This window comes from Streptomyces sp. NPDC091292, from assembly GCF_044757265.1.
GTDB lineage: Bacteria > Actinomycetota > Actinomycetes > Streptomycetales > Streptomycetaceae > Streptomyces.
Genome location: NZ_JBIVUQ010000007.1, coordinates 358427 through 384266, shown reverse-complemented (window position 1 = coordinate 384266; position 25840 = coordinate 358427). Strand labels below are relative to the sequence as shown.

24 protein-coding genes are annotated in these 25840 nt (G+C 71.7%); 13 read left to right on the top strand and 11 right to left on the bottom strand.

The annotated features are described in order from the left end of the window. Positions 1-92 precede the first annotated feature (92 nt). The gene (locus ACIQNU_RS22085; protein WP_401368888.1) at positions 93-1031 is read left to right on the top strand and encodes an aminoglycoside phosphotransferase family protein; all 939 of its coding nucleotides are present in this window, start codon (positions 93-95) and stop codon (positions 1029-1031) included. A gap of 48 nt (positions 1032-1079) precedes the next feature. Here the strand turns inward: ACIQNU_RS22085 and ACIQNU_RS22080 are convergent, their stop codons facing one another. Next, entirely contained in the window at positions 1080-1682 is a 603-nt protein-coding gene (locus ACIQNU_RS22080; protein WP_401368886.1) for a TetR/AcrR family transcriptional regulator, read from the bottom strand. A gap of 101 nt (positions 1683-1783) precedes the next feature. On the opposite strand from ACIQNU_RS22080, the gene ACIQNU_RS22075 reads away from it, so the two are divergent. From ACIQNU_RS22075 to ACIQNU_RS22065, 3 genes are all read left to right on the top strand, one after another. Next, the gene (locus ACIQNU_RS22075; RefSeq protein ID WP_401369036.1) at positions 1784-2704 is read left to right on the top strand and encodes an SDR family NAD(P)-dependent oxidoreductase; all 921 of its coding nucleotides are present in this window, start codon (positions 1784-1786) and stop codon (positions 2702-2704) included. 77 nt (positions 2705-2781) lie between these two features. Further along, positions 2782-3483, top strand: coding sequence for an epimerase (locus ACIQNU_RS22070; RefSeq protein ID WP_401368884.1), 702 nt, complete (start codon positions 2782-2784; stop codon positions 3481-3483). A 28-nt stretch (positions 3484-3511) separates the two neighbouring features. Further along, positions 3512-4039, top strand: a complete 528-nt coding sequence (locus ACIQNU_RS22065) for a GNAT family N-acetyltransferase (protein ID WP_401368881.1) — start codon at positions 3512-3514, stop codon at positions 4037-4039. Here ACIQNU_RS22065 and ACIQNU_RS22060 read toward each other — a convergent pair. The 3 genes from ACIQNU_RS22060 to ACIQNU_RS22050 all read right to left on the bottom strand — a co-directional run bounded on the left by ACIQNU_RS22060 (position 4020) and on the right by ACIQNU_RS22050 (position 7983). Next, on the bottom strand, positions 4020-5432 hold the full coding sequence (locus ACIQNU_RS22060) for an MFS transporter (RefSeq protein WP_401369033.1): 1413 nt from the start codon (positions 5430-5432) through the stop codon (positions 4020-4022). The genes ACIQNU_RS22065 and ACIQNU_RS22060 overlap by 20 nt on opposite strands. A gap of 249 nt (positions 5433-5681) precedes the next feature. Continuing rightward, positions 5682-6713, bottom strand: coding sequence for a zinc-binding dehydrogenase (locus ACIQNU_RS22055; RefSeq protein ID WP_401368878.1), 1032 nt, complete (start codon positions 6711-6713; stop codon positions 5682-5684). A 58-nt stretch (positions 6714-6771) separates the two neighbouring features. Continuing rightward, positions 6772-7983: an NAD(P)-binding protein gene (locus ACIQNU_RS22050; RefSeq protein WP_401368876.1), complete on the bottom strand. Its 1212-nt coding sequence runs from the start codon at positions 7981-7983 to the stop codon at positions 6772-6774. Positions 7984-8278: 295 nt separating this feature from the next. Here ACIQNU_RS22050 and ACIQNU_RS22045 point away from each other — a divergent pair, with 295 nt between their 5' ends. Next, positions 8279-8947 (top strand): pentapeptide repeat-containing protein, encoded by a 669-nt coding sequence (locus tag ACIQNU_RS22045; RefSeq protein ID WP_401368874.1) that lies wholly within the window; start codon positions 8279-8281, stop codon positions 8945-8947. 799 nt (positions 8948-9746) lie between these two features. Here ACIQNU_RS22045 and ACIQNU_RS22040 read toward each other — a convergent pair. Next, on the bottom strand, positions 9747-10259 hold the full coding sequence (locus ACIQNU_RS22040) for a hypothetical protein (protein WP_401368871.1): 513 nt from the start codon (positions 10257-10259) through the stop codon (positions 9747-9749). A 313-nt stretch (positions 10260-10572) separates the two neighbouring features. Here ACIQNU_RS22040 and ACIQNU_RS22035 point away from each other — a divergent pair, with 313 nt between their 5' ends. Then, positions 10573-11901 (top strand): M1 family metallopeptidase, encoded by a 1329-nt coding sequence (locus ACIQNU_RS22035; protein ID WP_401368868.1) that lies wholly within the window; start codon positions 10573-10575, stop codon positions 11899-11901. Positions 11902-12047: 146 nt separating this feature from the next. Here the strand turns inward: ACIQNU_RS22035 and ACIQNU_RS22030 are convergent, their stop codons facing one another. Then, complete coding sequence (locus ACIQNU_RS22030; RefSeq protein ID WP_401368866.1) at positions 12048-12623, bottom strand: TerD family protein; 576 nt, start codon at positions 12621-12623, stop codon at positions 12048-12050. 218 nt (positions 12624-12841) lie between these two features. Here ACIQNU_RS22030 and arfB point away from each other — a divergent pair, with 218 nt between their 5' ends. The 4 genes from arfB (at position 12842) to ACIQNU_RS22010 (ending at position 17153) form a co-directional block, all read left to right on the top strand. After that, the gene (arfB, locus tag ACIQNU_RS22025) at positions 12842-13273 is read left to right on the top strand and encodes an alternative ribosome rescue aminoacyl-tRNA hydrolase ArfB (protein WP_401368863.1); all 432 of its coding nucleotides are present in this window, start codon (positions 12842-12844) and stop codon (positions 13271-13273) included. 277 nt (positions 13274-13550) lie between these two features. Further along, positions 13551-14033: a flavin reductase family protein gene (locus ACIQNU_RS22020; protein ID WP_401369030.1), complete on the top strand. Its 483-nt coding sequence runs from the start codon at positions 13551-13553 to the stop codon at positions 14031-14033. Between the two features lie 276 nt (positions 14034-14309). Further along, positions 14310-15983 carry a diguanylate cyclase CdgB gene (gene cdgB / locus ACIQNU_RS22015; protein ID WP_401368861.1) on the top strand — a complete coding sequence of 558 codons (1674 nt, stop codon included), beginning with the start codon at positions 14310-14312 and terminating at the stop codon, positions 15981-15983. A gap of 150 nt (positions 15984-16133) precedes the next feature. After that, positions 16134-17153 carry a CBM35 domain-containing protein gene (locus tag ACIQNU_RS22010; protein WP_401368858.1) on the top strand — a complete coding sequence of 340 codons (1020 nt, stop codon included), beginning with the start codon at positions 16134-16136 and terminating at the stop codon, positions 17151-17153. Positions 17154-17178: 25 nt separating this feature from the next. Here ACIQNU_RS22010 and ACIQNU_RS22005 read toward each other — a convergent pair whose 3' ends face one another. From ACIQNU_RS22005 to ACIQNU_RS21995, 3 genes are all read right to left on the bottom strand, one after another. Further along, entirely contained in the window at positions 17179-18117 is a 939-nt protein-coding gene (locus tag ACIQNU_RS22005; protein ID WP_401368856.1) for a 1-phosphofructokinase family hexose kinase, read from the bottom strand. 145 nt (positions 18118-18262) lie between these two features. Further along, positions 18263-19450, bottom strand: a complete 1188-nt coding sequence (nagA, locus tag ACIQNU_RS22000; protein WP_401368854.1) for an N-acetylglucosamine-6-phosphate deacetylase — start codon at positions 19448-19450, stop codon at positions 18263-18265. After that, positions 19450-20499 (bottom strand): ROK family protein, encoded by a 1050-nt coding sequence (locus ACIQNU_RS21995; RefSeq protein ID WP_401368851.1) that lies wholly within the window; start codon positions 20497-20499, stop codon positions 19450-19452. Before ACIQNU_RS21995 ends, nagA begins: the two co-directional genes overlap by 1 nt. Before the next feature lie 204 nt (positions 20500-20703). Between ACIQNU_RS21995 and ACIQNU_RS21990 the strand changes: the two genes are divergently transcribed. From ACIQNU_RS21990 to otsB, 3 genes are all read left to right on the top strand, one after another. Next, entirely contained in the window at positions 20704-21960 is a 1257-nt protein-coding gene (locus tag ACIQNU_RS21990) for an extracellular solute-binding protein (protein ID WP_401368848.1), read from the top strand. Positions 21961-22023: 63 nt separating this feature from the next. Then, on the top strand, positions 22024-22275 hold the full coding sequence (locus ACIQNU_RS21985) for a DUF3263 domain-containing protein (RefSeq protein ID WP_401369029.1): 252 nt from the start codon (positions 22024-22026) through the stop codon (positions 22273-22275). A gap of 71 nt (positions 22276-22346) precedes the next feature. Beyond that, positions 22347-23207: a trehalose-phosphatase gene (otsB, locus tag ACIQNU_RS21980; protein ID WP_401368847.1), complete on the top strand. Its 861-nt coding sequence runs from the start codon at positions 22347-22349 to the stop codon at positions 23205-23207. A gap of 18 nt (positions 23208-23225) precedes the next feature. Here otsB and ACIQNU_RS21975 read toward each other — a convergent pair whose 3' ends face one another. Next, positions 23226-24647, bottom strand: coding sequence for a trehalose-6-phosphate synthase (locus tag ACIQNU_RS21975; protein ID WP_401368844.1), 1422 nt, complete (start codon positions 24645-24647; stop codon positions 23226-23228). Positions 24648-24846: 199 nt separating this feature from the next. Then, positions 24847-25794 (bottom strand): glucosyl-3-phosphoglycerate synthase, encoded by a 948-nt coding sequence (locus ACIQNU_RS21970; RefSeq protein ID WP_401369026.1) that lies wholly within the window; start codon positions 25792-25794, stop codon positions 24847-24849. Between the last annotated feature and the right edge of the window lie 46 nt (positions 25795-25840).

Below are 25840 nucleotides of genomic sequence, written 5' to 3'. Positions count from 1 at the left end.
GGGCGGGCGGAGGGTGGGCGTGTGCGGGAGGGGTGGGACCGGGGGTGTTTATTCGGTGGGGTGCGGAACGGGGGATATCTAGGATCGGGAGGATGACCCCCCTCCCTGACCTCCCTGATACCCCCGGCACCCCCGCTATTCCTGGCTTCGAGATTCCGGGTGAGCTGGCCGCCACGCAGACGAAGGTGAACGGGGTGGCGGGCCGGGCGTTCATCGAGGGGCTGCCCGCGCGGGCGGCCGAGTTCCTGGACCGGTGGGACCTGACGGTCACCGGACCCTCGATGAACGGCATGGCGGCCCTGGTGCTCCCGGTGGTCCGGTCCGACGGGACGCCCGCCGCGCTGAAGATGCAGATCAGGGACAGCGAGAGCGAGCACGAGTGGCTGGGCCTGCGGGTCTGGGACGGCGCGGGCATCGTCCGGCTGCTCGACCACGACGAGGACACCGCGACCCTGCTGCTCGAACGGCTCGACGAGTCCCGCCATCTCTCCGACGTCAAGGACTCCCGCGAAGCCGTACGGATCCTCGCCGCTCTGCTGGCCCGGCTCACCGCCGTGCCGGGGCCCGACGGGGTGCGGCGGCTCGCGGACATCGCGGCGGACATGCTGACCGGGCTGCCGGACGCGCTGCCCCGGGTGCCGGACCTCGCGGCGCGGCGGATCGTCGCGGACTGCGGAGCGGCCGTACGCGAGGTACTGGGCGAGCCCGGCGACCGGCTGCTCCACTGGGACCTGCACTTCGACAACATCCTCGCCGCCGAACGCGAACCCTGGCTCGCGATCGACCCGAACCCGCTGGTCGGCGACCCGGGCTTCGAACTACTGCCCGCCCTGGACAACCGGTACGACGAGGACGAGGTGCTGTGGCGCTTCGACCTGATGACCGACGTCCTGGACCTGGACCGGCAGCGCGCGGCGGCCTGGACGCTCGGCCGGGTCCTCCAGAACACGTTGTGGGACATCGAGGGCGGGGAGCCTGTGCAGGGGATGCAGATGCGGATCGGGGAGTTGTTGGTGGAGGGGCGGTTGTAGCCGGTTGTAAGGGCGGTATCCGACTGCGGTTTCTGAGGGCGGGCCGTTTCAGGTACCGGTGGTCGAGCCGCGCAGGAGGCGTCGGACGGCGTCGGTCACGAGGTCGTCCGGGAGGTGCGCGGGGGGCAGGGCGCCGCCGGCGGTCAGGGCGGCGATGCCCTGGAGCGTGGCGAGGAGGATCACGCCGAAGCGTTCGGGGTCACCGATGTCCGTGTCGCTGTCGGCGAGAAGACCGAGCAGGATCACACCGCAGGCGTCGGACGCCGTACGGAGGTCGGCGCTCGGTTCGCGGTGCTTGCGCGCGTACATCAGCTCAAGGAGCGCCGGGTGGTCGGTGGCGAAACGGACGTAGGCGCGGGCGGTGGCGATCAGGCGGTCCGTGAACTCTCCGCCGGCGGAGGTGGCGGTGGCGGTGGCGGAGGTGGCGGAGGTGGTCTCCTTCAGCTGTGCGCCGAGCCGTTCGAAGCCTTCGACGGCGAGCGCGTCGAGCAGGTCCTGCTTGTCCGGGAAGTGACGGCCGGGGGCCGCGTGGGACACCCCGATGTCGCGGGCCAGGGAGCGCAGGGACAGGGCATCGACACCGTCGGTGGCGATGACGGTTTCGGCGCGGGCCAGCAGCTCGGTCCGCAGATTTCCGTGGTGGTACGCCATGCCGCTCAGGCTATCAGCCGCATGTTGTCATTGACAGCATTGTTGGCACCGTCTACATTGAAGCCATGAGTAACGCTACGAGCAATCCCTCAACCCGCCGCATGAGCCATAAATGGAATGCCACCGACATCCCGGATCAGAGCGGGCGTACCGCCGTCGTCACGGGAGGCAACACCGGCCTCGGCTTCGAGACCGCCGCGGCCCTCGCCTCGCGGGGCGCGCACGTCGTCCTCGCGGTACGCACCATGGAGAAGGGCGACCGGGCCGCCGAACGGATCGCCGCCCGTACCCCGGGCGCATCGGTCGAGGTGCAGCGCCTCGACCTCGGCTCGCTCGCGTCGGTGCGGGCGGCGGCCGACGAGCTGCGCGGGCGCCACGACCGTATCGACCTGCTGATCAACAACGCCGGGGTGATGTGGACGCCACGGTCCACCACCGAGGACGGCTTCGAACTGCAACTGGGCACCAACCACCTCGGCCACTACGCCCTGACCGGCCTGCTCCTCGACCACATGCTCACCGTCCCGGGCTCGCGTGTGGTGACCGTCAGCAGCGAGGCCCACCGCCTGGGCGCCTCCGTCGACTTCGACGACCTCCAGTCCGAGCGCCGCTACAGCAGGCCGGGCGCGTACGGGCAGTCCAAGCTCGCCAATCTGCTCTTCGCGTACGAACTCCAGCGCCGCCTGGCCGCGGCGGACGCCCGTACGATCTCCCTGGCCGCACACCCCGGCGGCTCCGCCACCGAACTGGCCCGCAACTCCAAGCCGCTGGTCCGGGGGCTGTTCGAGCGGGTCGTCCTCCCCCTCTTCGCCCAGGACGCCGAGCACGGCGCCCTGCCGTCGCTCCGGGCCGCGACCGACCCGGGCGCGGTCGGCGCCCAGTTCTACGGTCCGGACGGGATCACCCACATGCGGGGCCACCCGAGGGCGGGCACGTCCAGCAAGAAGTCCCACGACGCCCGGACCCAGCGCCGCCTGTGGACGGTCTCGGAGGAACTGACGGGCGTGACTTATCCGGTCTGAGCCTTACGCATGACCAGCCGGAACCCACGACTGGGACCCGCGACTGGAACCCATGACTGGGACCTACGACAAGAGAGTTGGACACAGGGATGAAGGCGATCATCTTCGGGGCGACCGGCATGGTCGGTCAGGGCGTTCTGCGGGAGTGTCTGCGCGACCCCGCCGTGACCGAGGTGCTTGCCATCGGGCGCACCCCGACCGGCGTCGACCACCCGAAACTGCGGGAGATCACCGACCCGGACGTCGCACAGCTGATGGCACGGTTCGGATCGGCGGACGATTCGGGCGCCGACCTCTCCGGCTACGACGCCTGCTTCTTCTGCCTCGGCGTCTCCTCCGTCGGCCAGTCGGAAGAGGCGTACCGGCGCACCACCCACGACCTCACCCTGACCGCGGCCCGCACGCTCTCCGCCGCCAACCCGAACCTGACCTTCGTCTACGTCTCCGGGCAGGGCACCGACAGCACCGAAAAGGGCCGCTCCATGTGGGCCCGCGTCAAGGGCGAGACCGAGAACCACCTGCTCGCCCTCCCCATGAGCACCTACCTCTTCCGCCCCGGCTACATCCAGCCCCTGCACGGCATCACATCGAAGACCCCGCTGTACCGCGCGCTGTACGCGGTGGCCCGCCCCCTCTACCCCCTGATCCGCAGACTGGCGCCGCACCACGTCACCACCACCGAACAGCTCGGCCGCGCGATGATCAACGTCGCCACGACCGGCGCCCCCTTGCGCCACCTCGACACCCGCCACATCAACGCCGTGGCCCGCGGCCTGTGATCCGCTGCGCGAGGGTTAGCGTGAGGCCATGATTCGTACCGCCGTTCCCACCGATGTCCCCGTCATCCACGCCATGGTCCGTGAGCTGGCCGTATACGAGAAGGCCGAGCACGAGGCCCGCGCGACCGAGGCCCAGCTCCACGAGGCGCTGTTCGGGGAGCGGCCCGCCGCGTACGCGCACCTCGCGGTCGACGACGCGACCGGCGAACCGGTCGGCTTCGCGCTCTGGTTCCTCAACTTCTCGACCTGGCGCGGCGTGCACGGCATCTACCTGGAGGACCTGTACGTACGTCCCGACCGGCGCGGCGGCGGCCACGGCAAGGCGCTCCTCACCGAACTGGCCCGGATCTGCGTCGCGCGCGGCTACGAGCGCCTGGAGTGGTCCGTCCTCAACTGGAACCAGCCCTCCATCGACTTCTACCGCGCCCTGGGCGCCCTGCCGCAGGACGAGTGGACGGTGTACCGGCTGACGGACGCGGCCCTGACCGCGCTGGGGTCGACGCCGGGATCGACGGACACCCTGGGCGCGCCGGAGGTCACGTCGCCGGCTCGGTGACCGATCCCTCCCGGGCCGCCGGGTGCCTCGGCGGGGGCTTCACGGTGACCATCAGTCCCGCGATGACCGCGGCGACGAGCATGATGGCGACCGCCCACCAGATGGCGACCGTGTAGCCGTGCACCACGCCCGCCCGGGTGATCTGGTCGACCTGGCTCGGGTTCCGCAGGTTCGCGGCCACATACGCCGTCGCCGTGGTCGTCGCGATCGTGTTGAGCAGCGCCGTACCGATGGAACCGCCCACCTGCTGCGACGTGTTCACCGTCGCCGACGTGACCCCGGAGTCGCGCGGCGCCACGCCCTGCGTCGCCGTCGACATCACCGGCATGAAGGTCATGCCCATACCCAGGCCGATCAGCAACTCGGCGGGCAGCACATGCGCGGCGTACTCGGCGTTCACGGTGAGCTGCGTCAGGATCGTCAGCCCGCCCGCCGCGAGGATCAGCCCCGGCACCATCAGCATGCGCGGCGGCAGCCGCCCCATCAGCCGCGCCGAGACCTGCGTCGACCCGATGATGATCATCACGGTCATCGGCAGGAACGCCATGCCCGTCTTCAACGGCGAATACCCCAGCACCGTCTGCAGGTAGTACGTCATGAACAGGAACGTGCCGAACAGCCCGATCGTCGCCATCCCCATCGTCAGGAAGCAGCCCGCGCGGTTGCGGTCCCGGATGATGTGCAGCGGCAGCAGGGGATGGGTCGCACGGGTCTGCCACCAGACGAACGCCAGCAGCAGCGCCACCCCGCCCGCCAGCAGCCCCAGCACGAGCGGATCCGTCCAGCCCCGGGGCTCCGCCTCGCTGAACCCGTACACGATCGCGACCAGACCACCGCACCCCAGCACCGCACCCGGCACATCGAGCCGCGCCTCCGCGTGCCCCGGCCGGTCGTGCAGCAGCCCGGACGCGCCGAACACCGCGATGATCGCGATCGGCACATTCACATACAGACACCAGCGCCAGTCCAGATACTCGGTCAGCACACCCCCCGCGATCAGCCCGATCGCCGAACCACCACCCGCGATCGCACCGTAGATCCCGAACGCCTTCGCCCGCTCCTTCGGATCCGAGAACGACGTCGTCAGCAACGACAGCGCCGACGGCGCCAGCAACGCCGCGAACGCGCCCTGAAGCGCCCGCGCCCCGAACAGCATCCCGGAACTCACCGCCGCCCCACCCAGCCCCGACGCCGCCGCGAAACCGATCAACCCGATCACGAACGTCCGCTTGCGCCCCACATAGTCCGCGACCCGTCCCCCCAGCAGCAGCAACCCTCCGAAGGCCAGCGTGTACGCCGTGATGACCCACTGCCGGTTTCCGTTGGAGATGCCGAGGTCCGCCTGCGCCGAAGGGAGGGCGATGTTCACGATGGTGGCGTCGAGCACGACCATCAACTGCGCCAGCGCGATGATCACCAGCCCCCACCAGCGATGGGGATCCTGCCCCTCGTAGGCCCCCTGCGCCCCCTCGACCGCTGCCTCGGCCGTCCCCCCGCCCGTTCCCCGGGCGACACCCTGGGGCCCGCGCCCCTGGGGATCACCTGTTCGGCGGATGCTCATCCAGCCAGAACACCACGGAAACGGGTGGGTCGCATCTGGACTGGAGGGGCCCGGAGCGGGGCGCAGGGACGGGATGTCCGGCTACGGCTCCAGGACGACCTTGCCCGTGGTGGCCCGGGACTCCAGGTCACGGTGCGCGGTGGCCGCCTCCGAGAGGGGGTAGCGCTGGACCGCCGGTACGAGGCGGCCCGCCCTCGCCTCCGACAGGGCCTTCAACTCCAGGGTCCGTATCGGACTGGCGCCCCCTGCCTTCCGCATCATCACCGGTCCCAGCACCTCCTGCGACGTGATGTCCCGCTCGGCGAGATACTCCTCCGGGAACCTCAGCGGCGCCCCGTCGTGCAACCCCTGCCCCGACCACCCGAACACCACATGGTGGCCCCCGGGCCCGAGCAGATCGACCGCGTCCCGCCCCGCTTCACCCCCGACCCCGTCGAACACGATCGTCGCCGCACGCCCCTCCCCGGACGCACTCGCCGGCAGCCCCCGCAGAAACTCCCGTACCGTCTCCGGCCACCCCTCCTCCTTGTAGTCGACCGCCAGATCCGCTCCGTTCTCCCGTACCTTCCTCACCTTCTCCGGTCCGCCCGCCAGCCCCACCACCACGGCGCCCGCGTGCTTGGCGTACTGCGTCAGCAGCGTGCCGATTCCCCCCGCCGCGGCCGGAATGACCACGACGTCCTCGGGCGTCGGCTCCGCGAACTGCGCGATCCCCATCGCCGTACGCCCCGTACCGATCATCGCCACCGCCTCCGCGTAGTCCAGCCGCCCCGGAATCTCGTGCAGACGGTCGGCATCGGCCACGGCGAGTTCGGCATACCCGCCCGGCGCGAACCCCAGATGGGCCACCACCCGCTTGCCCAGCCACTCCCCGGCCACGCCCTCCCCGAGCGCCGTCACCGTCCCCGCGACCTCCCGGCCCGGAATCGTCGGCAGCTCCGGCAGCTCCGGCAACGGTCCTTGCATCCCCTCCCTTATCGCCGTATCCAACAGATGCACCCCCGCCGCACCCACGGCGATGGTGACCTGACCCGGCCCAGGCACCGGATCGTCGGTCTTCTCGTACCTCAGGTTCGCGGCCGGACCGAAGGCGTGCAGACGGATGGCATGCATGGCGGACTCTCCCGTGAGACGGATGTCATGGACGGTCTGACACCCGAACTCTCGTACCTCAAGCTCGCTTGAGGTCAAGGTGGGACCAGCCGGTGTCCCGGGCCGGCCGCCGTGGGACACCGCCCGCCCCCGGCCTGAGCCGCAGCGCCAGCGTCGCCGCCTCGATGCCGCTGGTGAACGACACCTCGGACAGCACCCCTGGCGCCGCCACCTGGTCACCGGCCAGGAACACCCCGTCGCCCCGGTCCACGGCCGGCCGGTCCCGCCAGGTCGTACCCGGCCGGTCGACCGCGCCCGTACGGCCCTGGGCCAGCGCCTCCCGGCGCCGGACCGTACGCTCCCGCCACCCCGGGAAGCCCAGGTCGAGCAACTCCTCGGCGCGCGCGACACCTTGGCCCTTGCTCTCCCCGGGGGCGACCGGGAACTGCCCCTGGATCAACTGCTGCCCGTGCGGTGCCAGACCGCGGTCCTGGGCGGTGAACCGCTCGATCCAGCCCGGCGCGTCCAGGTCGGACACGACGAACGGGTCTCCCTTGCGGGTGCGCAGCGCCAGATCGAGCAGCGCCGTGCGCCCGCTGTCCCACGTCAGCGACGGGTCGTGGAGGAGGCGACGGGCGGCCTCCAGCGACGTGGCGACGATGACCGGGGTGTCCGTGGGCAGGGTGTCGACGCGGGACAGCGTCTCCACCCGGACCCCCAGATTCCAGGCGCGGGCGGCCATCCGGTCGACGACGGTCGCCCAACCACCGCGCGGATAGTGGGCCTCCGGCGGCAGTTTCATGGCGCGGCGCAACCGCTCCTGCACGAACGCGGCCGACAGGGAGCCGGGATCGTGATGGAACAGCGCGACCGCCGAGTAGCGAGCGGCGGCGAGCGCCCACTCCTCTCCTATGAGAGCTGTCGCCCAGGTGCGGAAGTCCGAGTCGACGGGGGCCCGTTCGGACCGGTGGCGCGACAGTCTCAACAGAGGGAACGGAGGGGTGCGGCGCAGAGTTCCCCGGTGCCGGAAACGCATCCGGGTCGCCTCCAGCAGCGGGATCGGGGCGAGTGGTCCGAGCAGGCCGCGCCGGCGGAGCCAGGTCCAGTGGGGTCCGCCGTTGTAGAGGGCGTGCGGGCCCTCGTTCGTGCGGTACGGCGCTTCGGCCGTCCGGGCCCGGCCGCCCAGGGTGTGGTGGGCCTCGTGCACGGTGACTCTGGCGCCCGCCTCGGCGGCGGTGATCGCCGCGGTGAGTCCGGCGAGGCCGCCGCCGATGACGGTGATCCGGTGCATGGCTGGGGTCTCCCTCATGGTTGCTGGGCTGTCATGAGTACGACGGAGCAGGGGGGCGAAAGTGTGACATCGGGGGGTGTTGGGCGGTGGGGAGGTGGTGGTGGGGCGGTGGTTGGGGGTGGTGGCGAGGCCGTGGTGGGGGCGTGGTGGGGGCGGTGGTGGGGCCCGGGTCGGGGTGGTGGTCGAGGGGGCGGGGCCCGGGTCGAGGGGGCGGTCGCGGGGGTCTCGTTGAGGCTCCAGCGGGGTGTTTGTGCTGGTCAGGGTGATTGTCAGTGGTGGGGTGCAGGATGAGGGCATGGTGCGAGGTGCGGTGGTGAGGAAGGCGCGGCGGCCCGAACTGCGGTTGCCGCCGTTGGTGGCGTACGAGAAAGGGGAGTTGGAGCCGGACGGCGATTACGACGGGGTGGAGTTCCGTGACCTCGACCTGATGGGGCAGGACGGGGCGGGGGCCCGTTTCATGGACTGCGCGGTGACGGGCTGCGCGCTCGATGAGACGCGGCTGCCCCGGGCCCGCTTCCTCGACTCGCTGCTCACGGGGGTGCGGGGAGTGGGGACGGACCTCGCCGGGGCGACGCTGCGGGATGTCGAGCTGGTCGACGCGCGGCTGGGCGGGGTGCAGTTGCACGGATCGGTACTGGAAAGGGTGGTGGTGCGTGGCGGAAAGATCGACTATCTGAATCTGCGGCAGGCCCGGCTCAAGGACGTGGTCTTCGAGTCCTGCGTCCTCGCCGAGCCGGACTTCGGCGGCGCCGTGCTGGAACGGGTCGAGTTCCAGGACTGCACACTCAAGGCGGCGGACCTGGGCGCCGCCAAGATGACGGACGTGGACCTGCGCGGCGCGGCCCACCTGGAAATCACCCGAGGCGTACGGGGCCTGACCGGCGCGGTGATCTCTCCGCACCAACTGCTGGATCTGGCCGGGTTGTTCGCGGGGGAGTTGGGGGTGCGGGTGGAGTCGGACTAGAGCCCGACGGCCGAGGACCGGGCCTTCTCCCTCGGCGGGCCTGGGGTTGGGGCGGGCGGCGCCGGTTGGGTGGGTTGCGGTGGCGGCGGGTGACTGGGGGCGGCCTGGGGCGGCTGGCGCTGATGGCGGGTGGCTTGCGGCTCGCGGCTGGGGTGGCGCGGCTGGCGGGGCGGTCGGCGTGGGGTGGTGCGGGGGCGGCCGGCGTGGCGCGGCTTCCAGGTCACATCGGCTGGGACCACGCGGCGGGGCGCGTACGGAGGGGTGCGGACGTGGCCTGGCGTGCACGTGGCCTGGCGCGCACACGGTGGGGAGTTGGGTGCCGTGGTGGCGGGGTTCAGCTCTGGGGGATCCCGGTCTGTCAGGGGCGGTGGCCGGGTGGGGTGCGGCTGCTCGGGATGGGGGCGGGCGGTCGCCTCGGGCCGTGGGCGGGAGGGCTCTCCCGGTGTGCCGTGGTGGCTGGCCACCGAGGGCTGGACGGTGGAGGGAAGGGGGCCCTGCTCGGCGGGGGCGGGCGGGGTGGTTCCCGGCCGGGGGATGGGGGCGAGTCCGGGCGGGAACCACCCGGCCGGGGTTCGCCCTCCGGAGCGGTGGCTCGCCAGCGTGGCGAGTGTTCGGCAGAACCGGGGGGCGGGAGGGGGCCGAGGAGACCGGGCGGAAACTGCCGTCGCATTCCCCGACCCGGATCCCCGATCTCATCCCCCGACCTGATCCCGACCCGGATCCCCGATCTCATCCCCGATCTCATCCCCCGACCTGATCCCCGACCTGATCCCGGCCTGATCCGCCGGGCGGGGCCGACCTATCGGGTGGGGTCGGGGAGGCGGGGGAAGCGGGACTGGAGGTTCCAGGTGATGGGGTTGTCGCCCAGCCCCTCGTGGAGGTCGGTCAGGTCCGCCAGGAGGTCGTTCAGGAAGTCACGTGCCTCGCGGCGGAGTGCGGTGTGGGGGAAGGCCAGTGGGGGTTCGTCCGCCGGTAGCCACTCCGCCTCGATGTCCACCCAGCCGAAGCGGCGCTCGAAGAGGAGTCGGTCGGTGGACTCGGTGAAGTCCAGTTCGGCGTACTGGGGACGCGAGGCGCGGCTGCCGCGCGGGTCCTGGTCGAGCGTTTCCACGATGTCGCACAGCGCCCAGGCGAAGTCGAGTACGGGTACCCATCCCCAGGCTGTGGACAGTTCCCGGTCCGCCTTGGTGTCGGCGAGGTAGACGTCGCCGCAGAACAGGTCGTGCCGCAGCGCGTGGACGTCGGCGCGGCGGTAGTCGGTCTGCGGAGGGTCGGGGAACCGGTTGGAGAGGGCGTATCCGATGTCGAGCACAGGGGTGATGGTGTCACGGGGCCGACGGCCCCCTGCCCCGGCACCGGGTGCCGCATAGGATCGCCCCGTGGACCCGCACCCCACCCAGGCCGGCCCGACAGAGGCCCACCCCACCGCCGCCGGTCACATCAGCACCCACCCCGCCAAGCTTCGCGCCCGCACCCGCACCCTCACCCCCCGACTGACCCGCACCCGTGTCGTCCCCCTCGCCGTGGTGCTCGGGGTTGGGCTTGGGGTTGGGCTTGTGGGGTGTGGGAGTGGGGGTGGGGGGACGCCCGGGGCTGCTGGGGTGCGAGATCCCTATTTTTCGCGGATGGGGAATGGGGGGTACGACGTTTCTCATTACGGGGTCAGCCTGGCGTATGAGCCCAAGAGCGGGCAGCTCAGTGGTACGGCGGTGATCACGGCGCGGGCCGGCAAGGCGTTGAGTGCGTTCAACTTTGACTTCAAGGGGATGGACGTCCGGTCCGTGACGGTGGACGGGAAGGCGGCGGAGGTGTCGCGGGCCGGGCAGGAGATGACGGTCCGGCCGCGTGACTACATCCGTAAGGGGGCGGAGTTCCGTACGTCGGTCCGGTATGCGGGGAAGCCGGTGACGATCACCGATCCGGACGGTTCCGAGGAGGGCTGGCTGCGGACCGGGGACGGGGCGCTCGGCCTGGGCGAACCCACCGGCTCGATGGCCTGGTACCCGGGCAACCACCACCCGTCCGACAAGGCGGCGTACGACATCACGGTCACGGTCCCGGAGGGGCTGAAGGCCGTGTCCAACGGGGAGTTGCGGAGCGAGCGGACCTCGGGCGGCCGGACGACGTTCAGCTGGCATGCGGGCGAACCGGTCGCGAGCTATGTGGCGACGGTGGCGATCGGCGCGTACGAGACGAAGACGTACGAGATCAAGTCGGCGGACGGGCGGAAGCTGCCGGTGTATGTGGCCGTCGACCCGGCCGAGGCGAACGCGAGTGAGAAGGTCCTCGACCGGATTCCGGAGGTCGTGGCGTGGGAGGAGAAGAACTTCGGGGCGTACCCGTTCTCGTCGACCGGGGCCGTCGTCGACCGTGAAGGGGACGCGGGCTACGCGCTGGAGACCCAGAACCGGCCCGTCTTCCCCGGCGCACCCGACCTCGGCACCCTCGTCCACGAGATGGCCCACCAGTGGTACGGGGACTCCGTCACCCCGAAGTCATGGCGGGACATGTGGCTGAACGAAGGGTTCGCGACGTATGCCGAGTGGATGTGGGAGGAGGACCACGGAGGGGACAGCGCGCAGCAGACCTTCGACGCGCTCTACCGCGGCGACTACTACGAGGACGCCGCGAACGGCCGAGCCGTCTGGGCCTTTCCGCCCGCCACTCCGTCGAGCGCCGCACACATCTCCGGCAGCCCCGTCTACGAGCGGGGCGCGATGGTGTTGCACAAGGTCCGGCAGACCCTCGGTGACGACACCTTCCGCACGATCCTGAAGGGTTGGGCCGCCACCCACCGCCACGGCAACGCGGACACCGCCGACTTCACCGCCTATGTGGAGAAGGTGGCGGGAGGCGGCACCGGGCCGAAATCGCAGAAGGCACAGAAGATAGGGGAGTTGCGGGAGATCTGGGCGAGTTGGCTTTACGGGGACGGCCGACCGAGTCGCCCCTAGCCGTCAGCCAGTCAGCCAGTCAGCCAGTCAGCCGCCCGCCCCGCCACGGAACGTGCCCGGTGGGGTGGGCCGAGTGCTCGCCCCGCCCCACCCCACCAGGACCTACGTACCGACGTCCTCGATCAGACGCCGAATCAGACGTCGAATCAGACGTTGACGCCGAAGTCCTGGGCGATGCCGACCAGGCCCGACGCGTAGCCCTGGCCGACGGCGCGGAACTTCCACTCGGCACCGTTGCGGTACAGCTCGCCGAAGACCATCGCCGTCTCCGTCGCGGCGTCCTCGCTCAGGTCGTAGCGCGCGATTTCGGTGCCGCCGGCCTGGTTGACGATGCGGATGTAGGCATTCCGCACCTGGCCGAAGTTCTGGCTGCGGCTCTCCGCCTCGTAGATGGAGACCGGGAAGACGATCTTGTCGATGTCGGCGGGGAGGCCGGCCAGGTTGACGTTGATCGCCTCGTCGTCGCCGGCGCCCTCGCCCGTGCGGTTGTCGCCGGTGTGGACGATGGTCTGGTCCGGCGTCTGCTTGTTGTTGAAGAAGATGAAGTGGGCGTCCGAATAGACCTTGCCCTCGGCGTTCACCGCGATGGCCGAGGCGTCGAGGTCGAAGTCGGTACCGGTCGTGCTCCGGACGTCCCAGCCGAGGCCGACCGTGACGGCGGTCAGGCCCGGTGCCTCCTTGGTAAGCGAGACATTGCCGCCCTTGGACAGGCTTACAGCCATGGGAAGTCCCTTTCCTTTGGGTGTGCGGGCTCCGTACTGATGACGAAGCTACCGTCACCCCTATGAACGCCAAGGGGGGACCTGGAGGTTCCGGGTCTCTTTACTTTCTTTACCCGATCCGTTTTCCCTCGCCCGGCCCCCCCTCCGGGCCCCCTCCCGGGACGGTTCGCCCGTAAAAGCGGGTGACGCGGAGGGCGTCGGGACGGGACCATGGAGCCATGCCCGGTCCTTACGTCATCCGCGGCTCGGTGGTCCTGCCGGACGCCGAGCTGATGTGGCGTTTCTCGCGCTCGTCCGGGCCCGGCGGACAGCACGTCAACACCAGCGACACCCAGGTGGAGCTGCGGTTCGACGTGGCCAACACGGACGCGCTGCCCCCGGTGTGGAAGGAGCGCGCGCTCGAACGGCTCGCGGACCGGCTGGTCGACGGGGTCGTGAGCGTACGGGCGTCGGAGCACCGGTCGCAGTGGCGGAACCGGGAGGCGGCGGCCGTACGGCTCGCCGGGCTCCTCGCGGAGGCGACGGCACCGCCACCGCGCCCCCGCAAGGCGACCCGGATCCCCCGGGGAATCAATGAGCGGCGCCTGCGCGAGAAGAAGCAGCGCTCCGACACGAAGCGGGGGCGATCGGGCCGGGGTTGGGGACCCTGACCCGGGGCGGCCACAAGGACCAGCCGTACGCAACGCCCGCCGGCCCCCCGTACCAAGAGCCCCCGCACCAAGCACCCGTCGAAGACCTAGGTCCCGCATCGGGCGAAGGCCCGATGTGACCACGGCCGCGCGCGGCTAGCGTTTTCCCGTGCCGAACGCCTTGAACGCCCCCACGAACACCCCCACGAACACCTCCTCGAAAACCCCTTTGAAGCCCCCTTCGCAGCCCCCCTCCGGGCATGCTGAGGGGGTGAGCAACGACGAGTTCCGCGCCGCGATGTCCCGGCTGGCCGCAGGTGTGGTGCTGGTGACCGCGCATGAGCCCCAGCCCGACCCGGAAGGCCCGCGCGGCGACGACGTCGGCATGACGGCGACCGCGTTCCTGTCGGTCTCGCTGGACCCGCCGCTGGTCATGGTCAGCCTGCGCGAGGGCTCCCGTATGGACGATCTGCTCGCCGAACAGCCCCTGTGGGCGGTGTCGGTCCTCACCGAGAGCCAGCGGCACATCGCCGGACGGTTCGCCATGAAGGGCCGGATCAGCGACCGTCTGCTGTTCGACGACATTCCCTACATACGCGGCGAGGTGTCCGGCGCCCCGCTGGTCGGCGGCTCCCTCGCCACCCTGGAGTGCCGCACCGAGCAGCGGGTGCCGGCGGGCGACCACACCCTCGTCATCGCCCGCGTCCTGACGGCCACACTCCCGAGCGCGGAGGGCGGCCCGCTGGCGTACTTCCGGGGCCGCTACCACCGACTCGGCTGAGGCCGACCCTGACCCGCCGCGCCCCTCCCCAACCTCTGCCCCCGCCCCCCTCACCCCCGCCGGAACCCCGTACCCCCTTTGCTCCCGTAACCCCCACCCCCCGTCACCTACACGTGCCACCTCTCACCCTTCGCCACCTGTGACTTGAGTCACAGGGGCCATATTTTGTTGACCCTGTGTACCGGGTGGACAGCTCGCTGTGATTCAGTGGCGGGAACGCTGTATATGGCCGATGAGCATCCTGGAGTTGCTGTCGAGGTCTCGGGGAGAGCGAGCATGGAGACCGAGTCGGAGCCGTACGTCCGTCTTGCGACCCTGCGGCAGCTGCATCAGGTCATGGCCGACATGAACACCGCGCGAAGCCTGGCCGATACCTTGCAGACCGTCGCGGACGGCGTCGTGACGGGCCTCGGATACGAGCTGGCGTGCGTCAACCTCGTACGCCCGGACGGTGACCTCGTCGTCGCCGCCTTCTCCGGCAACGCAGCCGCGGAAGCCCTCATCACCGGCCGTGTCGGCTCCCGTACCTCCTGGGACCGCCGCCTCACCATGGGCGAGGCGTGGGGCACCCTCCGCTTCATCCCGCACACCGAGGGCTGGGTCCTCGACGAGGACGACGTACCGCAGTGGTACACCGACGGCCCCGCCCCCCGCTTCGAGGACGAGTGGCACCCCGCCGACCGCCTCTTCGCGCCCATGTGGGCCACCGGCCGATCCGGCGGCGAACTGATCGGCGTACTGAGCGTGGACCGGCCGCGGAACGGGCGGCTCCCCGGCGCATGGGGGCGCGAAGCGCTCCAGATGTACGCCTTTCAGGCCGCCATTGCGATCAGCAACGCCCGGCTGCGAGCAAACATGCAGCGCGCCCTGGTCCGCCTGGAGCGCGAACAGCAGGCGCTGCGGGCCAGCGAGGAGTCCTTCCGGCAGGCGTTCGAGTACGCGCCCAGCGGCATGGCCATCGCGGAGATGGGCGGCGACCAGCACGGGCGGATCCTCCGTACCAATGACGCCCTGTGCCGGCTGCTCGGGCGGCCCGCGTCCGCCATGCGCCGGTACTCCTTCTCCGACCTCGTGCACCCCGAGGACATCGGCACCCTGCTGCGCACCTCCGCCGAGGGAGGCCGCGCCGAGCTGCGGCTCGGGCGGCGCGACGGCTCGTACGTGTGGGTCTCGCTGCGCAACTCCGTCGTCGCGGACGCCGCCGACGGCCCCCGCTTCCTGCTGACCCACGTCGAGGACATAGAGGAGCGCAAGGGCCGCGAACTCCAGCTCGCGCACCGCGCCAGCCACGACGCGCTCACCGGACTGCCCAACTCCGCCGAACTGCGCACCCGCCTCTCGGCCCGGCTCTGCCGCCGCCCGCAGACCACCCCGGCCGGTACGGCGGAGTCGATGGACGCGGCGTACAGCGGGCCGGGACTCATCGCGTACGAAGGTCCCGCGCCCGGATTCGGCGCCCTCGGTGCCCACGGCGACCACCCGGGGCTCCCCGTCGGCGGCTACGACCACCATGTGCACACCGTCGCGCCCGCCGACGACACCGACGACGGAGCCAAAGGGCTCGCGGTGCTCTTCTGCGACCTCGACGGCTTCAAATCCATCAACGACCGGTTCGGCCACCACACCGGGGACGCCGTCCTCATCGAGGTCGCCCGCCGCCTCACCAGCGGTGTACGGGACGGGGACACCGTCGCCCGGCTCGGCGGCGACGAGTTCGTCGTCCTCGCCGACGGCCTCGGCCGCGCCGACGCCCAGGACCTCGCGGTACGCCTGCGGAACGCGATCATCCCGCCGATCCGGGTCGACGGCCGCGCGGTCCGCGTCGGCGCCAGTTTCGGCATCGGCTGGGCCCATTGCGGTATGTCGGCCGAAGAGGTCCTGAAATCCGCCGACCAGCGGATGTACATCGAGAAGCGGTCCCGGGCCAAGCAGCACCGCCGCGCCGGCTGACCGCACGGCCGACCGCGCGGGCCGGGGCGGACGACCACGCTCCCCCCGCTCCGGACGTCAGCCATGCGTTCGGCACCACCCATTCGGGTCAGCCGGAGCGGGTAGGCTCGCCCGCATCACAGACCGCACCTGCTGAGGAGTGACCAAGGGATGACGGCCGGCAACAACGGCGCGAGCACGCCCGAGGACGACGACCCGTTCGGCTACCTCTACGAGGACGGCCGGGCCGCCGGAGCCACCCCACCCAGCGGTGGCGGCGGCTACGGGTACCCGGGTCCGCGCTCCTACAACCAGGTGCGCCCCGTGGGCGAACGCCAGTACGGACAACAGGCCCAGCAGGCCCAGCAGGCACCCCCCGGGTACGGCCAGGCCCCGACCGCCGCGTACGGCCAGCAGGGTCAGCAGCAGTACGGACAGCAGGGCCAGCAGCAGTACGGCCAGCCGCACCCGCAGTACGCGGCGCCCGAGACACAGCCCGGCGGCCACCAGCCCGGCGGCCCCGGCGCCGGATTCGGCGCCGCGCAGGGCGGCGGGCGCGGTCGCGGACCCAACCACAAGGGTCTGCTGATCGGCGCCGTCGCCGTGGTCGCGGTCGTCGTCGTCGGGATCGTCGTCGCGATCACCACCAGCGGCGGCGGTGACGACAAGAAGACCGGCGACCAGGCGGGTTCGACCCCGTCCACCGCCACATCGGACAAGCCGACCGAAAAGGCGACCGAGAAGGCGCAGACCCCGGGCGAGCTGCCGAAGATCGACGCGAAGGCACTGAAGTTCGCGGGCGGCACCACCACCGCCTCGGACATAGAGGGCGCCAGCGCCGACGGCGGTGTCTATGTGGCCGGTTTCAACCAGGTCGGCGCCTCCGTGACCTGGACCGTCGACGACATCCCGAAGGCCGGCAAGTACACGCTGAACATCGGGTACGGCGTGCCCGGCAAGGACGCCAACGCCACCCTCACCGTCAACGGCACCGCGCAGACCAACCCGCTGGGCCTGAAGAACTGGGCGGGAGCGCCGGAGGGCGACTACGTGAAGGGCTGGACCAAGTCCTACGCGTACATCGAGCTGAACAAGGGCACGAACACCCTCATGGTCTCCTGCGCGGAGGGCAACCAGTGCGACGCCAACCTCGACCAGTTCTGGCTGGAAGAGGGCTGGAAGAACAACTGAGCCCAGGCCCCCGGAAGGGTCCGCCTCACACCGTCTGCGCAGGCCCCGCCAGCTCCGTGACCCGCACCCGGTCCCGCAGCTCCGCATAGGTCCGCGCGTCGAACTCGCCCGCCACCGGCGCCCGTACGGTCGCCGCCGACAGGGCCACCGCTCGGGCCAGCCGGTCCGGCCACGGCAACTGCTCCACCAGGCCCGACAGGAGTCCGGCGACCGCCGAGTCGCCCGCGCCCGTCGGATTGCCCCGTACCGTCTCGGGAGGCGCCGCCCGCCAGCGGCCCCCGGCGGTGAGCGCCAGAAGGCCCTCCGCGCCCAGCGAGGCCACCACCGCGTGCGCGCCCCGGCGCCGCGCGTCCCGGGTCGCCTGCCCCGGCTCATGGGAGCCCGTCAGCTCCGCCAGCTCGTCCGCGTTCGGCTTGACGATGTCCGGGCGGGCCGCGACTCCGCGCCGCAGCGGCTCCCCGCTGGTGTCGAGCAGCACCGGCACCGACGCGCCGCGCGCGACCCGTACCAACTGCCCGTACGCGCCGACCGGCACGCCCGGCGGGAGGCTGCCGCACAGGGCGACGGCGGACGCGGAGCGGACCAGGTCCTCGTAGGCGGCCGTGAAGGCGTTCCACTCGGCGGGGGAGACCACCGGGCCCGGTTCGTTGAGCTGGGTGGTGTCGCCGGTCGTGGCGTCCACCACGGCGATGGTGCGGCGGGTGGCGCCCGCGACCTGTACGAGGGCGTCCGTGACGCCCTGGGTGGCCGTCAGACCCTCGCGGACCGTACGTCCGGTGGCGCCGCCCGCGAAGCCCGTCACGGTGACCTCGTGGCCGATGGCCGCCAGGACCCGCGCCACGTTGATCCCCTTGCCGCCGGGCCGCTCGACGACCTCGGTGATCCGGTGCGAGGAGTGCGGGCGCAGGGACGGCACGCGATAGGTGATGTCCAGCGCGGTGTTGAGCGTGACCGTCAGAATCACCGGAACCGCCTCCCTCCGTTCACCGGAACCGCCTTCTCCCGTTCAGCGGAACCGCCTGCTCCTGGCCGCTGTCGTTCTGATCATGCCAAAGAGACGGCGCCCGGCCCAGACCGCGGGGCGGGCGCCGTCTCCACAGGGGCGGGTATCAGACGGGTCGGGGCTCCACGATCCAGTCGCCCTTGCGCATCACGCCCTTGAGTGCGAAGTCCGCGTCGAGGACCACCAGGTCGGCGTCCTTGCCGGGCTCCAGGGAGCCGATGGTGTCGTCCAGGCCGAGCAGTTTCGCCGGGTTGGCCGAGATCGCCCGTACGACATCCTCCACGGGCAGCCGGTCCACGGTGACCGCGCGCTGGAAGGCGCGGTCCAGGGTGAGCGTCGAGCCCGCGATCGAGCCGCCCTCGACGAGCCGCGCGACCCCGTCCGTCACCTCGACCTCCAGCGGCCCGAGCAGATACCGGCCGTCGCCGAAGCCCGCCGCGTCCATGGCGTCCGTGATGAACGCGACCCGGCCCGCGCCCGCGTGATGGAACGCCAGCTCCAGGGCCGCCGGGTGCAGATGCGTGCCGTCGTTGATCAGCTCGACGGTGACCCGCTCGTCCTCCAGGAGCGCGGCGATCGGGCCCGGCGAGCGGTGCCCGATCGCGGGCATCGCGTTGAAGAGATGCGTCGCGACGGTCGCCCCCGCGTCGATCGCCTCGACGGTCTGCTCGTACGTGGCGTCCGTGTGTCCGATGGCCGCGATGACCCCGTGCTCGGCGAGCAGGCGTACGGAGTCGATGCCGCCCGGCAGTTCGGTCGCGAGGGTCACCATGCGGGCCCGGCCGCGCGCCGCGTCGACCAGCTTGCGGACCTCCGCCGGGTCCGGGTCGCGCAGCAGGGCCTCGGCGTGCGCGCCTTTGCGGCACGGCGAGATGAACGGGCCCTCGAAGTGGATGCCCGCGATGTCGCCCTGCTCGGCCAGCTCCGACAGCAGACCCGCGCGCTGCGCGAGGACGTCCATCTCGCCGGTCACGGTCGACGCGACGAGGGTGGTGGTGCCGTGCAGGCGGTGGGTGTGGACGCCGCGCAGGATGTCGTCGACGGTGCCGTTGGTGAAGGAGGCGCCGCCTCCGCCGTGGTTGTGCGTGTCCACGAAGCCGGGGACCAGCCAGTGCCCCGACAGGTCGAGCGCCGGGGCGTCGTCCCGGGCACCACCGGCTCCGGTGCCGCCGGGTTCGGCACCACCGGGTCCGGCTTCCGCGATCCGGGCTCCGTCGACGATCACGCGTCCGTCGGGGACGGTCCCGCTGGGCAGTACCACCCGGGCACCGGCGAGAACCTTGCGAGCGGCCATCAGGCGGATACCTCCGAGGAGTCGTGGGGTCCGTCACCGGACACCGGGGAACCGGGCACCGGAGAACCGGATACAGGCGGACCGGATACGGGTGAATCGGACACGGGAGATGCGGTGCTGAGCAGATCCCAGGCGAGGAGTCCCGCGCCCAGGCAGCCCGCGGTGTCCCCGAGCGCGGCGGGGACGATCTCGGGCAGCTTCTGGAACGTGACACGGCGGGCGACGGCCGCCCGCAGCGGTGTGAACAAGGTTTCCCCGGCCTCGGCGAGCCCGCCACCGATGATCAGCAACCGGGGGTCGAGCAGGGTGAGCGCGGTGACCAGGCCGTCGGCGAGGACGTCCACCGCGTCCTGCCAGACGGCCACCGCCCGCGCGTCCCCGGACCTGACGGCCTTCGCGCAGTCCGCCGCGTCCGCGTCCGGATCGCCCGACGCCTCCGCCCAGGCGCGGCTGATCGCGCCCGCCGACGCCAGCCGCTCCAGACAGCCGCGCTGCCCGCAACTGCACTCGGGTCCGCCGGGCCGGACGACGATATGGCCGATCTCGCCCGCGGAGCCGTGCGCGCCGGGTTCGATGCGTCCTTCGATACCGATGGCGCCGGCGATCCCGGTGCCCAGCGGCACGAACAGGAACCGGTCGGCGCCCCGGCCCGCGCCGATCCGCCCCTCGGCGAGCCCGCCGGTCTGCACGTCGTGGCCGAGCGCGACGGGCACACCGTCGAGCCGGGCGCTGAGCAGGTCCCGCATCGGTACGTCACGCCAGCCGAGGTTCGCCGAGTACACCGCTGTGCCGTGTTCGGCGTCCACGACACCGGGGACGGCGACCCCGGCCGCCGACGCGGGGCGCCCGAAGCGCTCGGCGCCGTACGCGCGCAGCTCCGCGGCGAAGTCGAGGATGCCCTCCACGACGGCGTCGGCGCCACGCGTGCGCCCGGTCGCCCTGCGGGCCTCGTGCAGAAGCGTTCCGTCGCGGGCCACCAGGGCAGCCTTCATTCCGGTGCCGCCCACATCGAGGGCGATGACATGTTCCTGGCGGATCGTTGCGGTCACAGGGGACAGTCTCGCGCGTCTACCAGGGAGAGGTCTAGTCCAGTAGTGGTATGGACCTCAAGTGAACCTCTGTTGCCGAAGTGATACGCGGCTGGTGTAGACCTTGGGTGACGGCTCGGAACATACTCGCGGCTTAATACTTCGGGTCGTCACGGGGGACCGACTGGAAACAATCGAGGGTGGGAATCAGGCGTGCAGCGGCGCATGACAAGTCTGACCGCGGCAGCAGCCGCACTCTGCATGGCGGCGGTGCTCGCCGGCTGCGGCGCCGGCGGAGGGTCGGGCGACACCACACTCACCCTGGTGGCCGCCGACTACGGCGACTCACCCGAGAACAGCTCCAAGGCGTACTGGGCCGACCTCGTCAAGGAGTTCGAGTCCGAGCACCCCGGCATCAAGGTCGACGTCGACGTCGTGTCGTGGAACGACGTGGACGCCCAGGTCAAGGACATGGTCGACAAGGGCGAAGCGCCCGACCTCGCCCAGATCGGCGCCTACGCCGACTACGCCGCGACGGACAAGCTCTACACCGCCGACGAACTCCTCTCCATCCCCGTTCAGGCCGACTTCCTGCCCTCGCTGAGCCAGGCGGGCGAGGTGGCCCGGGTGCAGTACGGCATGCCGTTCGCGTCCTCGACCCGGCTGCTCTTCTACAACAAGAAGCTCTTCGCGGACGCCGGCATCACCAAGGCCCCGGAGAGCTGGAGCCAGCTCCAGGCCGACGCCGAACTCCTCAAGGAACAGGGCGTGAAGTACCCGTACGCGCTGCCGCTCGGCCCCGAGGAGGCGCAGGCGGAGACGCTGATGTGGCTGCTCAGCGGCGGTGACGGCTACACCGACAACGTCGGTACGTACAGCATCGACTCCCAGCCGAACGTCACCACCTTCACCTGGCTCAAGGACGAGTTGGTCGGCAAGGGCCTGACCGGTCCCACCGACCCGTCGAAGCTGGACCGCGCCGAGGCGTTCGCGGCGTTCACGCGCGGCGACGTCGGCATGCTCAACGGGCATCCGACGCTGATGCAGATGGCCGCCAAGAAGAACGTCGACTTCGGGATGGTCCCGATGCCCGGGATCAACGGCAAGGCCAAGGCCACGATGGGCGTCGCCGACTGGATGATGGCGTTCAAGGAGAACGGCCACCGCAAGGAGATCGGCACCTTCCTGGACTTCGTGTACCAGGAGAAGAACGTGCTCGCCTTCTCCCACAAGTACGACCTGCTGCCGGTCACCACCTCCGCGTCGGAGGCGATGGCCGAGGACAAGAGCCAGAAGGACCTGGTCGAGTTCCTGGACGAACTGCCCAACTCGCAGCTCTACCCGGTCGCCAAGACGTCGTGGGCGAAGGTCAGCGCGGACATCAAGCGCCAGATCGGCAAGGCCGTCGAACCTGGCGGCAACCCGGAGTCGGTCCTCGGCAGCCTCCAGCGCGCGGCGGCGACGGCGGAGACCGCGGAGTAGCTCCCGCAGGGGACGGCGGCGGTGTTGTCGGTGCCCGGCGGTACGGTGCCGGGCATGGACGACATGGACGATGCGGACGTTTCCGGGACCCCGGGTCTCAGCACGCAGCAGCGGGCCGTCCTCGCCCTGGAGGCCCGCGGCTGGCCGGGCCCCGGCGCCAAGGAGCGGGCGATACGGGAAGAGCTGGGGCTCGCCCCGGTGCGCTACTACCAGATCCTGAACGCCCTCCTGGACGACCGCCGCGCCCTGGAGCACGCGCCGGTGACGGTCAACCGGCTGCGGCGGGTGCGGGAGGCGCGGCGGGCGGAGCGGTAGCCCGCGTCCACGCGTGCTGGGGCGCCGGACGCGCCATGGCCGTGCCCGCCCCCGCTGGATAAGGTCGCCCCATGGGCAGCCCTACGGAATCCTCCCCATCCCCCCTCCCCGAGCCGGTGACCCCCGCCGGACGCGACGGTCTCGCCGCGCTCCTCGCCCACCCCGGCCGGGCCGTCGTCGGACTCGACTTCGACGGCACGCTCGCGCCGATCGTGGCCGACCCCGAACAGGCGCGCGCCCACCCCGGCGCCGTCCCCGCGCTCGCCGCGCTCGCCCCGCGCGTGCGCTCGGTCGCCGTGATCACGGGCCGGCCCGCGGACGTCGCCGTCCGCAACGGCGGCTTCGCCGGCGTACCGGGCCTCGAACACCTCGTGGTGCTCGGGCACTACGGCGCCGAGCGCTGGGACGCCGCCACCGACACGGTCACCGCCCCCGACCCGCACCCCGGAGTCGCCACCGCGCGCGCCGAACTCCCCGGGTTCCTGGAGACCGCCGGCGCCTGGCGCGGCACGTGGATCGAGGAGAAGGGCCGCGCCGTCGCGGTGCACACCCGGCGCGCGGACGACCCGCAGGCCGCGTTCGACGCGCTGCGGGAGCCGCTGGGCCGGTTCGCCGCCCGGCACGGTCTGATCGTGGAGCCGGGCCGGCTCGTCCTGGAGCTGCGGCCCCCCGGCATGGACAAGGGCGTCGCACTCGCCGAGTACGTCCGCGCGGTGGACGCCGCCTGCGTGCTGTACGCCGGGGACGACCTCGGGGACCTGCCCGCCTTCGCGGCGGTCGAGAAACTGCGGTCCGACGGGCTGCCGGGCCTGCTGGTGTGCAGCGGCAACGCGGAGACCACGGAGGTCGCGGCCCGCGCCGACCTGGTGGTGGAAGGACCGGCGGGCCTGGTGGAGTTCCTGGCGACCCTGGCGGAGAAGATCAGCCGCTGAGGTCCGGTGCCGCGCCGGCTACTTCTCCAGCGCGCGCAACTGGTCGAGGAACCACTGCGTCGGAGGCAGGGCGGTGGCCGCCGCGGCGAGCCGTTTCGTCCGCTCGGCCCGCTCGCCGTCGCCCATCGAGAGCGCCGTGTGCAGGGCGTCCGCGGTGCCGGACACGTCGTACGGGTTCACTACGATCGCGTCGTCGCCCATCTCCTCGTACGCGCCCGCCTCACGGGACAGGACAAGGGCGCAGCCCGCGTCCGAGACGACCGGTACCTCCTTGGCGACCAGGTTCATGCCGTCGCGCACCGGGTTGACCAGGGCGACGTCCGCGATGCGGTACGCGGCCAGGGAGCGGGCGAAGTCGTCGTCCAGGCGGAGCATGACCGGGGTCCAGCCGTCCGTCCCGTACTCGGCGTTGATCTCCTCGGCGACCCGGCCGACCTCGGTCATGTAGTCCCGGTAGACGGCGAGGTCCTGGCGCGAGGGGTAGGCGAAGGCGATGTGCACGACGCGCTCGCGCCACTCGGGGCGGGACGCGAGCAGTTCCCGGTAGGCGAGCAGGCCGCGGACGATGTTCTTCGACAGCTCCGTCCGGTCGACGCGGACGACGGTCTTTCGGGGGGTGCCGTCGGGGGCGGTGCCGAGCTGGTCGCGGAGGGCGGCGATACGGTCCTCGACGTCCGGGCGGTGGGCGCGCTCGCGCAGGAAGTCGGCGTCCGCGCCGAGGCCGTGGACGCCGACGCGGGTCGTGCCCGTACCGCCGACGGCGTCCTTGCAGCAGGCCGTGAACGCGCCGGCCCAGCGGTGGGTCAGGAACGCGGCGCGGTCGGCGCCGAGGATGCCGCGCAGCAACTGCCCGGCGATGTCGTCCGGGAGCAGCCGGAAGTACTCGACGGGCGCCCACGGGGTGTGCGAGAAGTGCCCGATCCGCAGATCGGGGCGCAGCTCGCGGAGCATGCCGGGGACGAGCGCGAGGTGGTAGTCCTGCACCAGGACGGCCGCGCCCTCGGCCGCCTCGTCGGCGAGCGCGTCGGCGAAGGCACGGTTGTACGTCTCGTACGCGGCCCACTGCTGACGGAACTCGGTGCCGAAGGCCGGCTCGACCGGGATGTCGTAGAGCATGTGGTGGACGAACCACAGCACGGAGTTCGCGATGCCGTTGTACGCGGCGGAGTACACGTCGGGCGGGATGCCGAGCATCCGGACGCGCTGGCCGCCCGTGTCGGCGGGGTCGAGCGCCCCGCCCGTCCGCCGGACCGCCTCACGGTCGCCCTCGCCGAGGGCCGCGCACACCCACACGGCGCCGGCGTCAGGACCGATCGCCGACAGCCCCGAGACGAGCCCGCCACCACCTCGCCGTACGCCCAGGGAACCGTCCTCACGGACGTCGTACGAGACCGGACCGCGGTTCGACGCCACGAGGACGTGCCCTTGCGCAAAACCCATATCCGCATACCTGGCCCACCCCACGACCCCTCAAACACGCCCGGCCTGTATACGACCGGGGCTTGGCGCATTGCCTGGGTCCCGCGGGGACAGCTTTCCGCCGGGCTGTGTCCCGCAGGGACAACGCGTGGGCCTCCGTCGGGCTTCGTCCCGCAGGGACGCAGGGGTGCCGATGCCCCGCAGGGGCGAGGCCCGGTCACTACGCCACGCGTCGCGTCGCGTACTCCGCGATGTCCTCCATCGGCGGGCGCTCCTCCGTGTCCACCCGGTAGGTGCGGGGCTCGAAACCCCGCTCGCCGCGTTCGAACTGGGTGAGTTCGGGGCGGACCAGGTGGCCTCGGGCCAGCCGGAGCTGGGCGGTGCGGTAGATCGCGGCGGCCATGCGGCCGAGCGCCTGGCCGTCCTGGTGGCGGTGCTTGCGTACGCCGACGTCGACCTGCGCGAGGGCGTCGAGGCCGACCGTGTGCAGGGAGTCGACCAGGAGGCCCAGCTCCACGCCGTACCCGACGGGGAACGGGAGCCGTTCCAGGAGCGTCCTGCGGACCGCGTACTCGCCGCCGAGCGGCTGCACGAACCCCGCGAGCAGCGGCCAGTGCAGATTCAGCAGCGGGCGCGCCATCAGCTCGGTGACCCGGCCGCCCTGCCCCTCGGCCGAGCCGAGCGGCCGGTCGTACATCGCCTTGACGAACTGGACCTCCGGCTCGGTCAGCAGCGGCCCCACGATCCCGGAGACGAAGTCCGCCGAGAACTCGCGCAGATCCGCGTCGACGAAGCACACGATGTCGCCGCCGGTGACCAGGAGCGACCGCCACAGCACCTCGCCCTTGCCGGGCACAGCGGGCAGCCGCGGCAGGATCTCGTCCCGGTGCACCACGCGTGCGCCGGCCGCGGAGGCCACCTCGGCGGTCCGGTCCGTGGAGCCGGAGTCGATCACCACCAGCTCGTCCACGAGCGGCACCGACCGCGTCATCAGCTCCCGCCGGATCACGGTGACGATCTCGCCGACCGTCTCCTCCTCGTCCAGGGCGGGCAGCACGACGCTCACCGATGTCCCGGTGGCCCGTTTGGCGGCCAGGAGGTGGCGCAGGGGACGGTCGGACACGGACCAGGAGCGCTCGGTCAGCCAGCGCTCGACATCTTCCAGCACGGTCAGCGGCTCCTTCGCGGTCGACAAGGGGGGCCGGTACCGCCAC

What these genes read in the sequence shown, in the direction of transcription:
- ACIQNU_RS22055 (WP_401368878.1), bottom strand. Translation starts at nt 6,713, where the DNA reads ATGCATGCCATCCGTCTGCACGCCTTCGGTCCGGCCGCGAACCTGAGG.
- ACIQNU_RS22080 (WP_401368886.1), bottom strand. Translation starts at nt 1,682, where the DNA reads ATGGCGTACCACCACGGAAATCTGCGGACCGAGCTGCTGGCCCGCGCC.
- ACIQNU_RS22075 (WP_401369036.1), top strand. Translation starts at nt 1,784, where the DNA reads ATGAGCCATAAATGGAATGCCACCGACATCCCGGATCAGAGCGGGCGT.
- ACIQNU_RS21985 (WP_401369029.1), top strand. Translation starts at nt 22,024, where the DNA reads ATGGACGATGCGGACGTTTCCGGGACCCCGGGTCTCAGCACGCAGCAG.
- ACIQNU_RS21990 (WP_401368848.1), top strand. Translation starts at nt 20,704, where the DNA reads ATGACAAGTCTGACCGCGGCAGCAGCCGCACTCTGCATGGCGGCGGTG.
- ACIQNU_RS22065 (WP_401368881.1), top strand. Translation starts at nt 3,512, where the DNA reads ATGATTCGTACCGCCGTTCCCACCGATGTCCCCGTCATCCACGCCATG.
- cdgB (WP_401368861.1), top strand. Translation starts at nt 14,310, where the DNA reads ATGGAGACCGAGTCGGAGCCGTACGTCCGTCTTGCGACCCTGCGGCAG.
- ACIQNU_RS22085 (WP_401368888.1), top strand. Translation starts at nt 93, where the DNA reads ATGACCCCCCTCCCTGACCTCCCTGATACCCCCGGCACCCCCGCTATT.
- ACIQNU_RS22035 (WP_401368868.1), top strand. Translation starts at nt 10,573, where the DNA reads ATGGGGAATGGGGGGTACGACGTTTCTCATTACGGGGTCAGCCTGGCG.
- nagA (WP_401368854.1), bottom strand. Translation starts at nt 19,450, where the DNA reads ATGGCCGCTCGCAAGGTTCTCGCCGGTGCCCGGGTGGTACTGCCCAGC.
- ACIQNU_RS22020 (WP_401369030.1), top strand. Translation starts at nt 13,551, where the DNA reads ATGTCCCGGCTGGCCGCAGGTGTGGTGCTGGTGACCGCGCATGAGCCC.
- ACIQNU_RS22045 (WP_401368874.1), top strand. Translation starts at nt 8,279, where the DNA reads ATGGTGCGAGGTGCGGTGGTGAGGAAGGCGCGGCGGCCCGAACTGCGG.
- arfB (WP_401368863.1), top strand. Translation starts at nt 12,842, where the DNA reads ATGCCCGGTCCTTACGTCATCCGCGGCTCGGTGGTCCTGCCGGACGCC.
- ACIQNU_RS22050 (WP_401368876.1), bottom strand. Translation starts at nt 7,983, where the DNA reads ATGCACCGGATCACCGTCATCGGCGGCGGCCTCGCCGGACTCACCGCG.
- ACIQNU_RS21975 (WP_401368844.1), bottom strand. Translation starts at nt 24,647, where the DNA reads ATGGGTTTTGCGCAAGGGCACGTCCTCGTGGCGTCGAACCGCGGTCCG.
- otsB (WP_401368847.1), top strand. Translation starts at nt 22,347, where the DNA reads ATGGGCAGCCCTACGGAATCCTCCCCATCCCCCCTCCCCGAGCCGGTG.
- ACIQNU_RS22010 (WP_401368858.1), top strand. Translation starts at nt 16,134, where the DNA reads ATGACGGCCGGCAACAACGGCGCGAGCACGCCCGAGGACGACGACCCG.
- ACIQNU_RS22060 (WP_401369033.1), bottom strand. Translation starts at nt 5,432, where the DNA reads ATGGTCGTGCTCGACGCCACCATCGTGAACATCGCCCTCCCTTCGGCG.
- ACIQNU_RS22030 (WP_401368866.1), bottom strand. Translation starts at nt 12,623, where the DNA reads ATGGCTGTAAGCCTGTCCAAGGGCGGCAATGTCTCGCTTACCAAGGAG.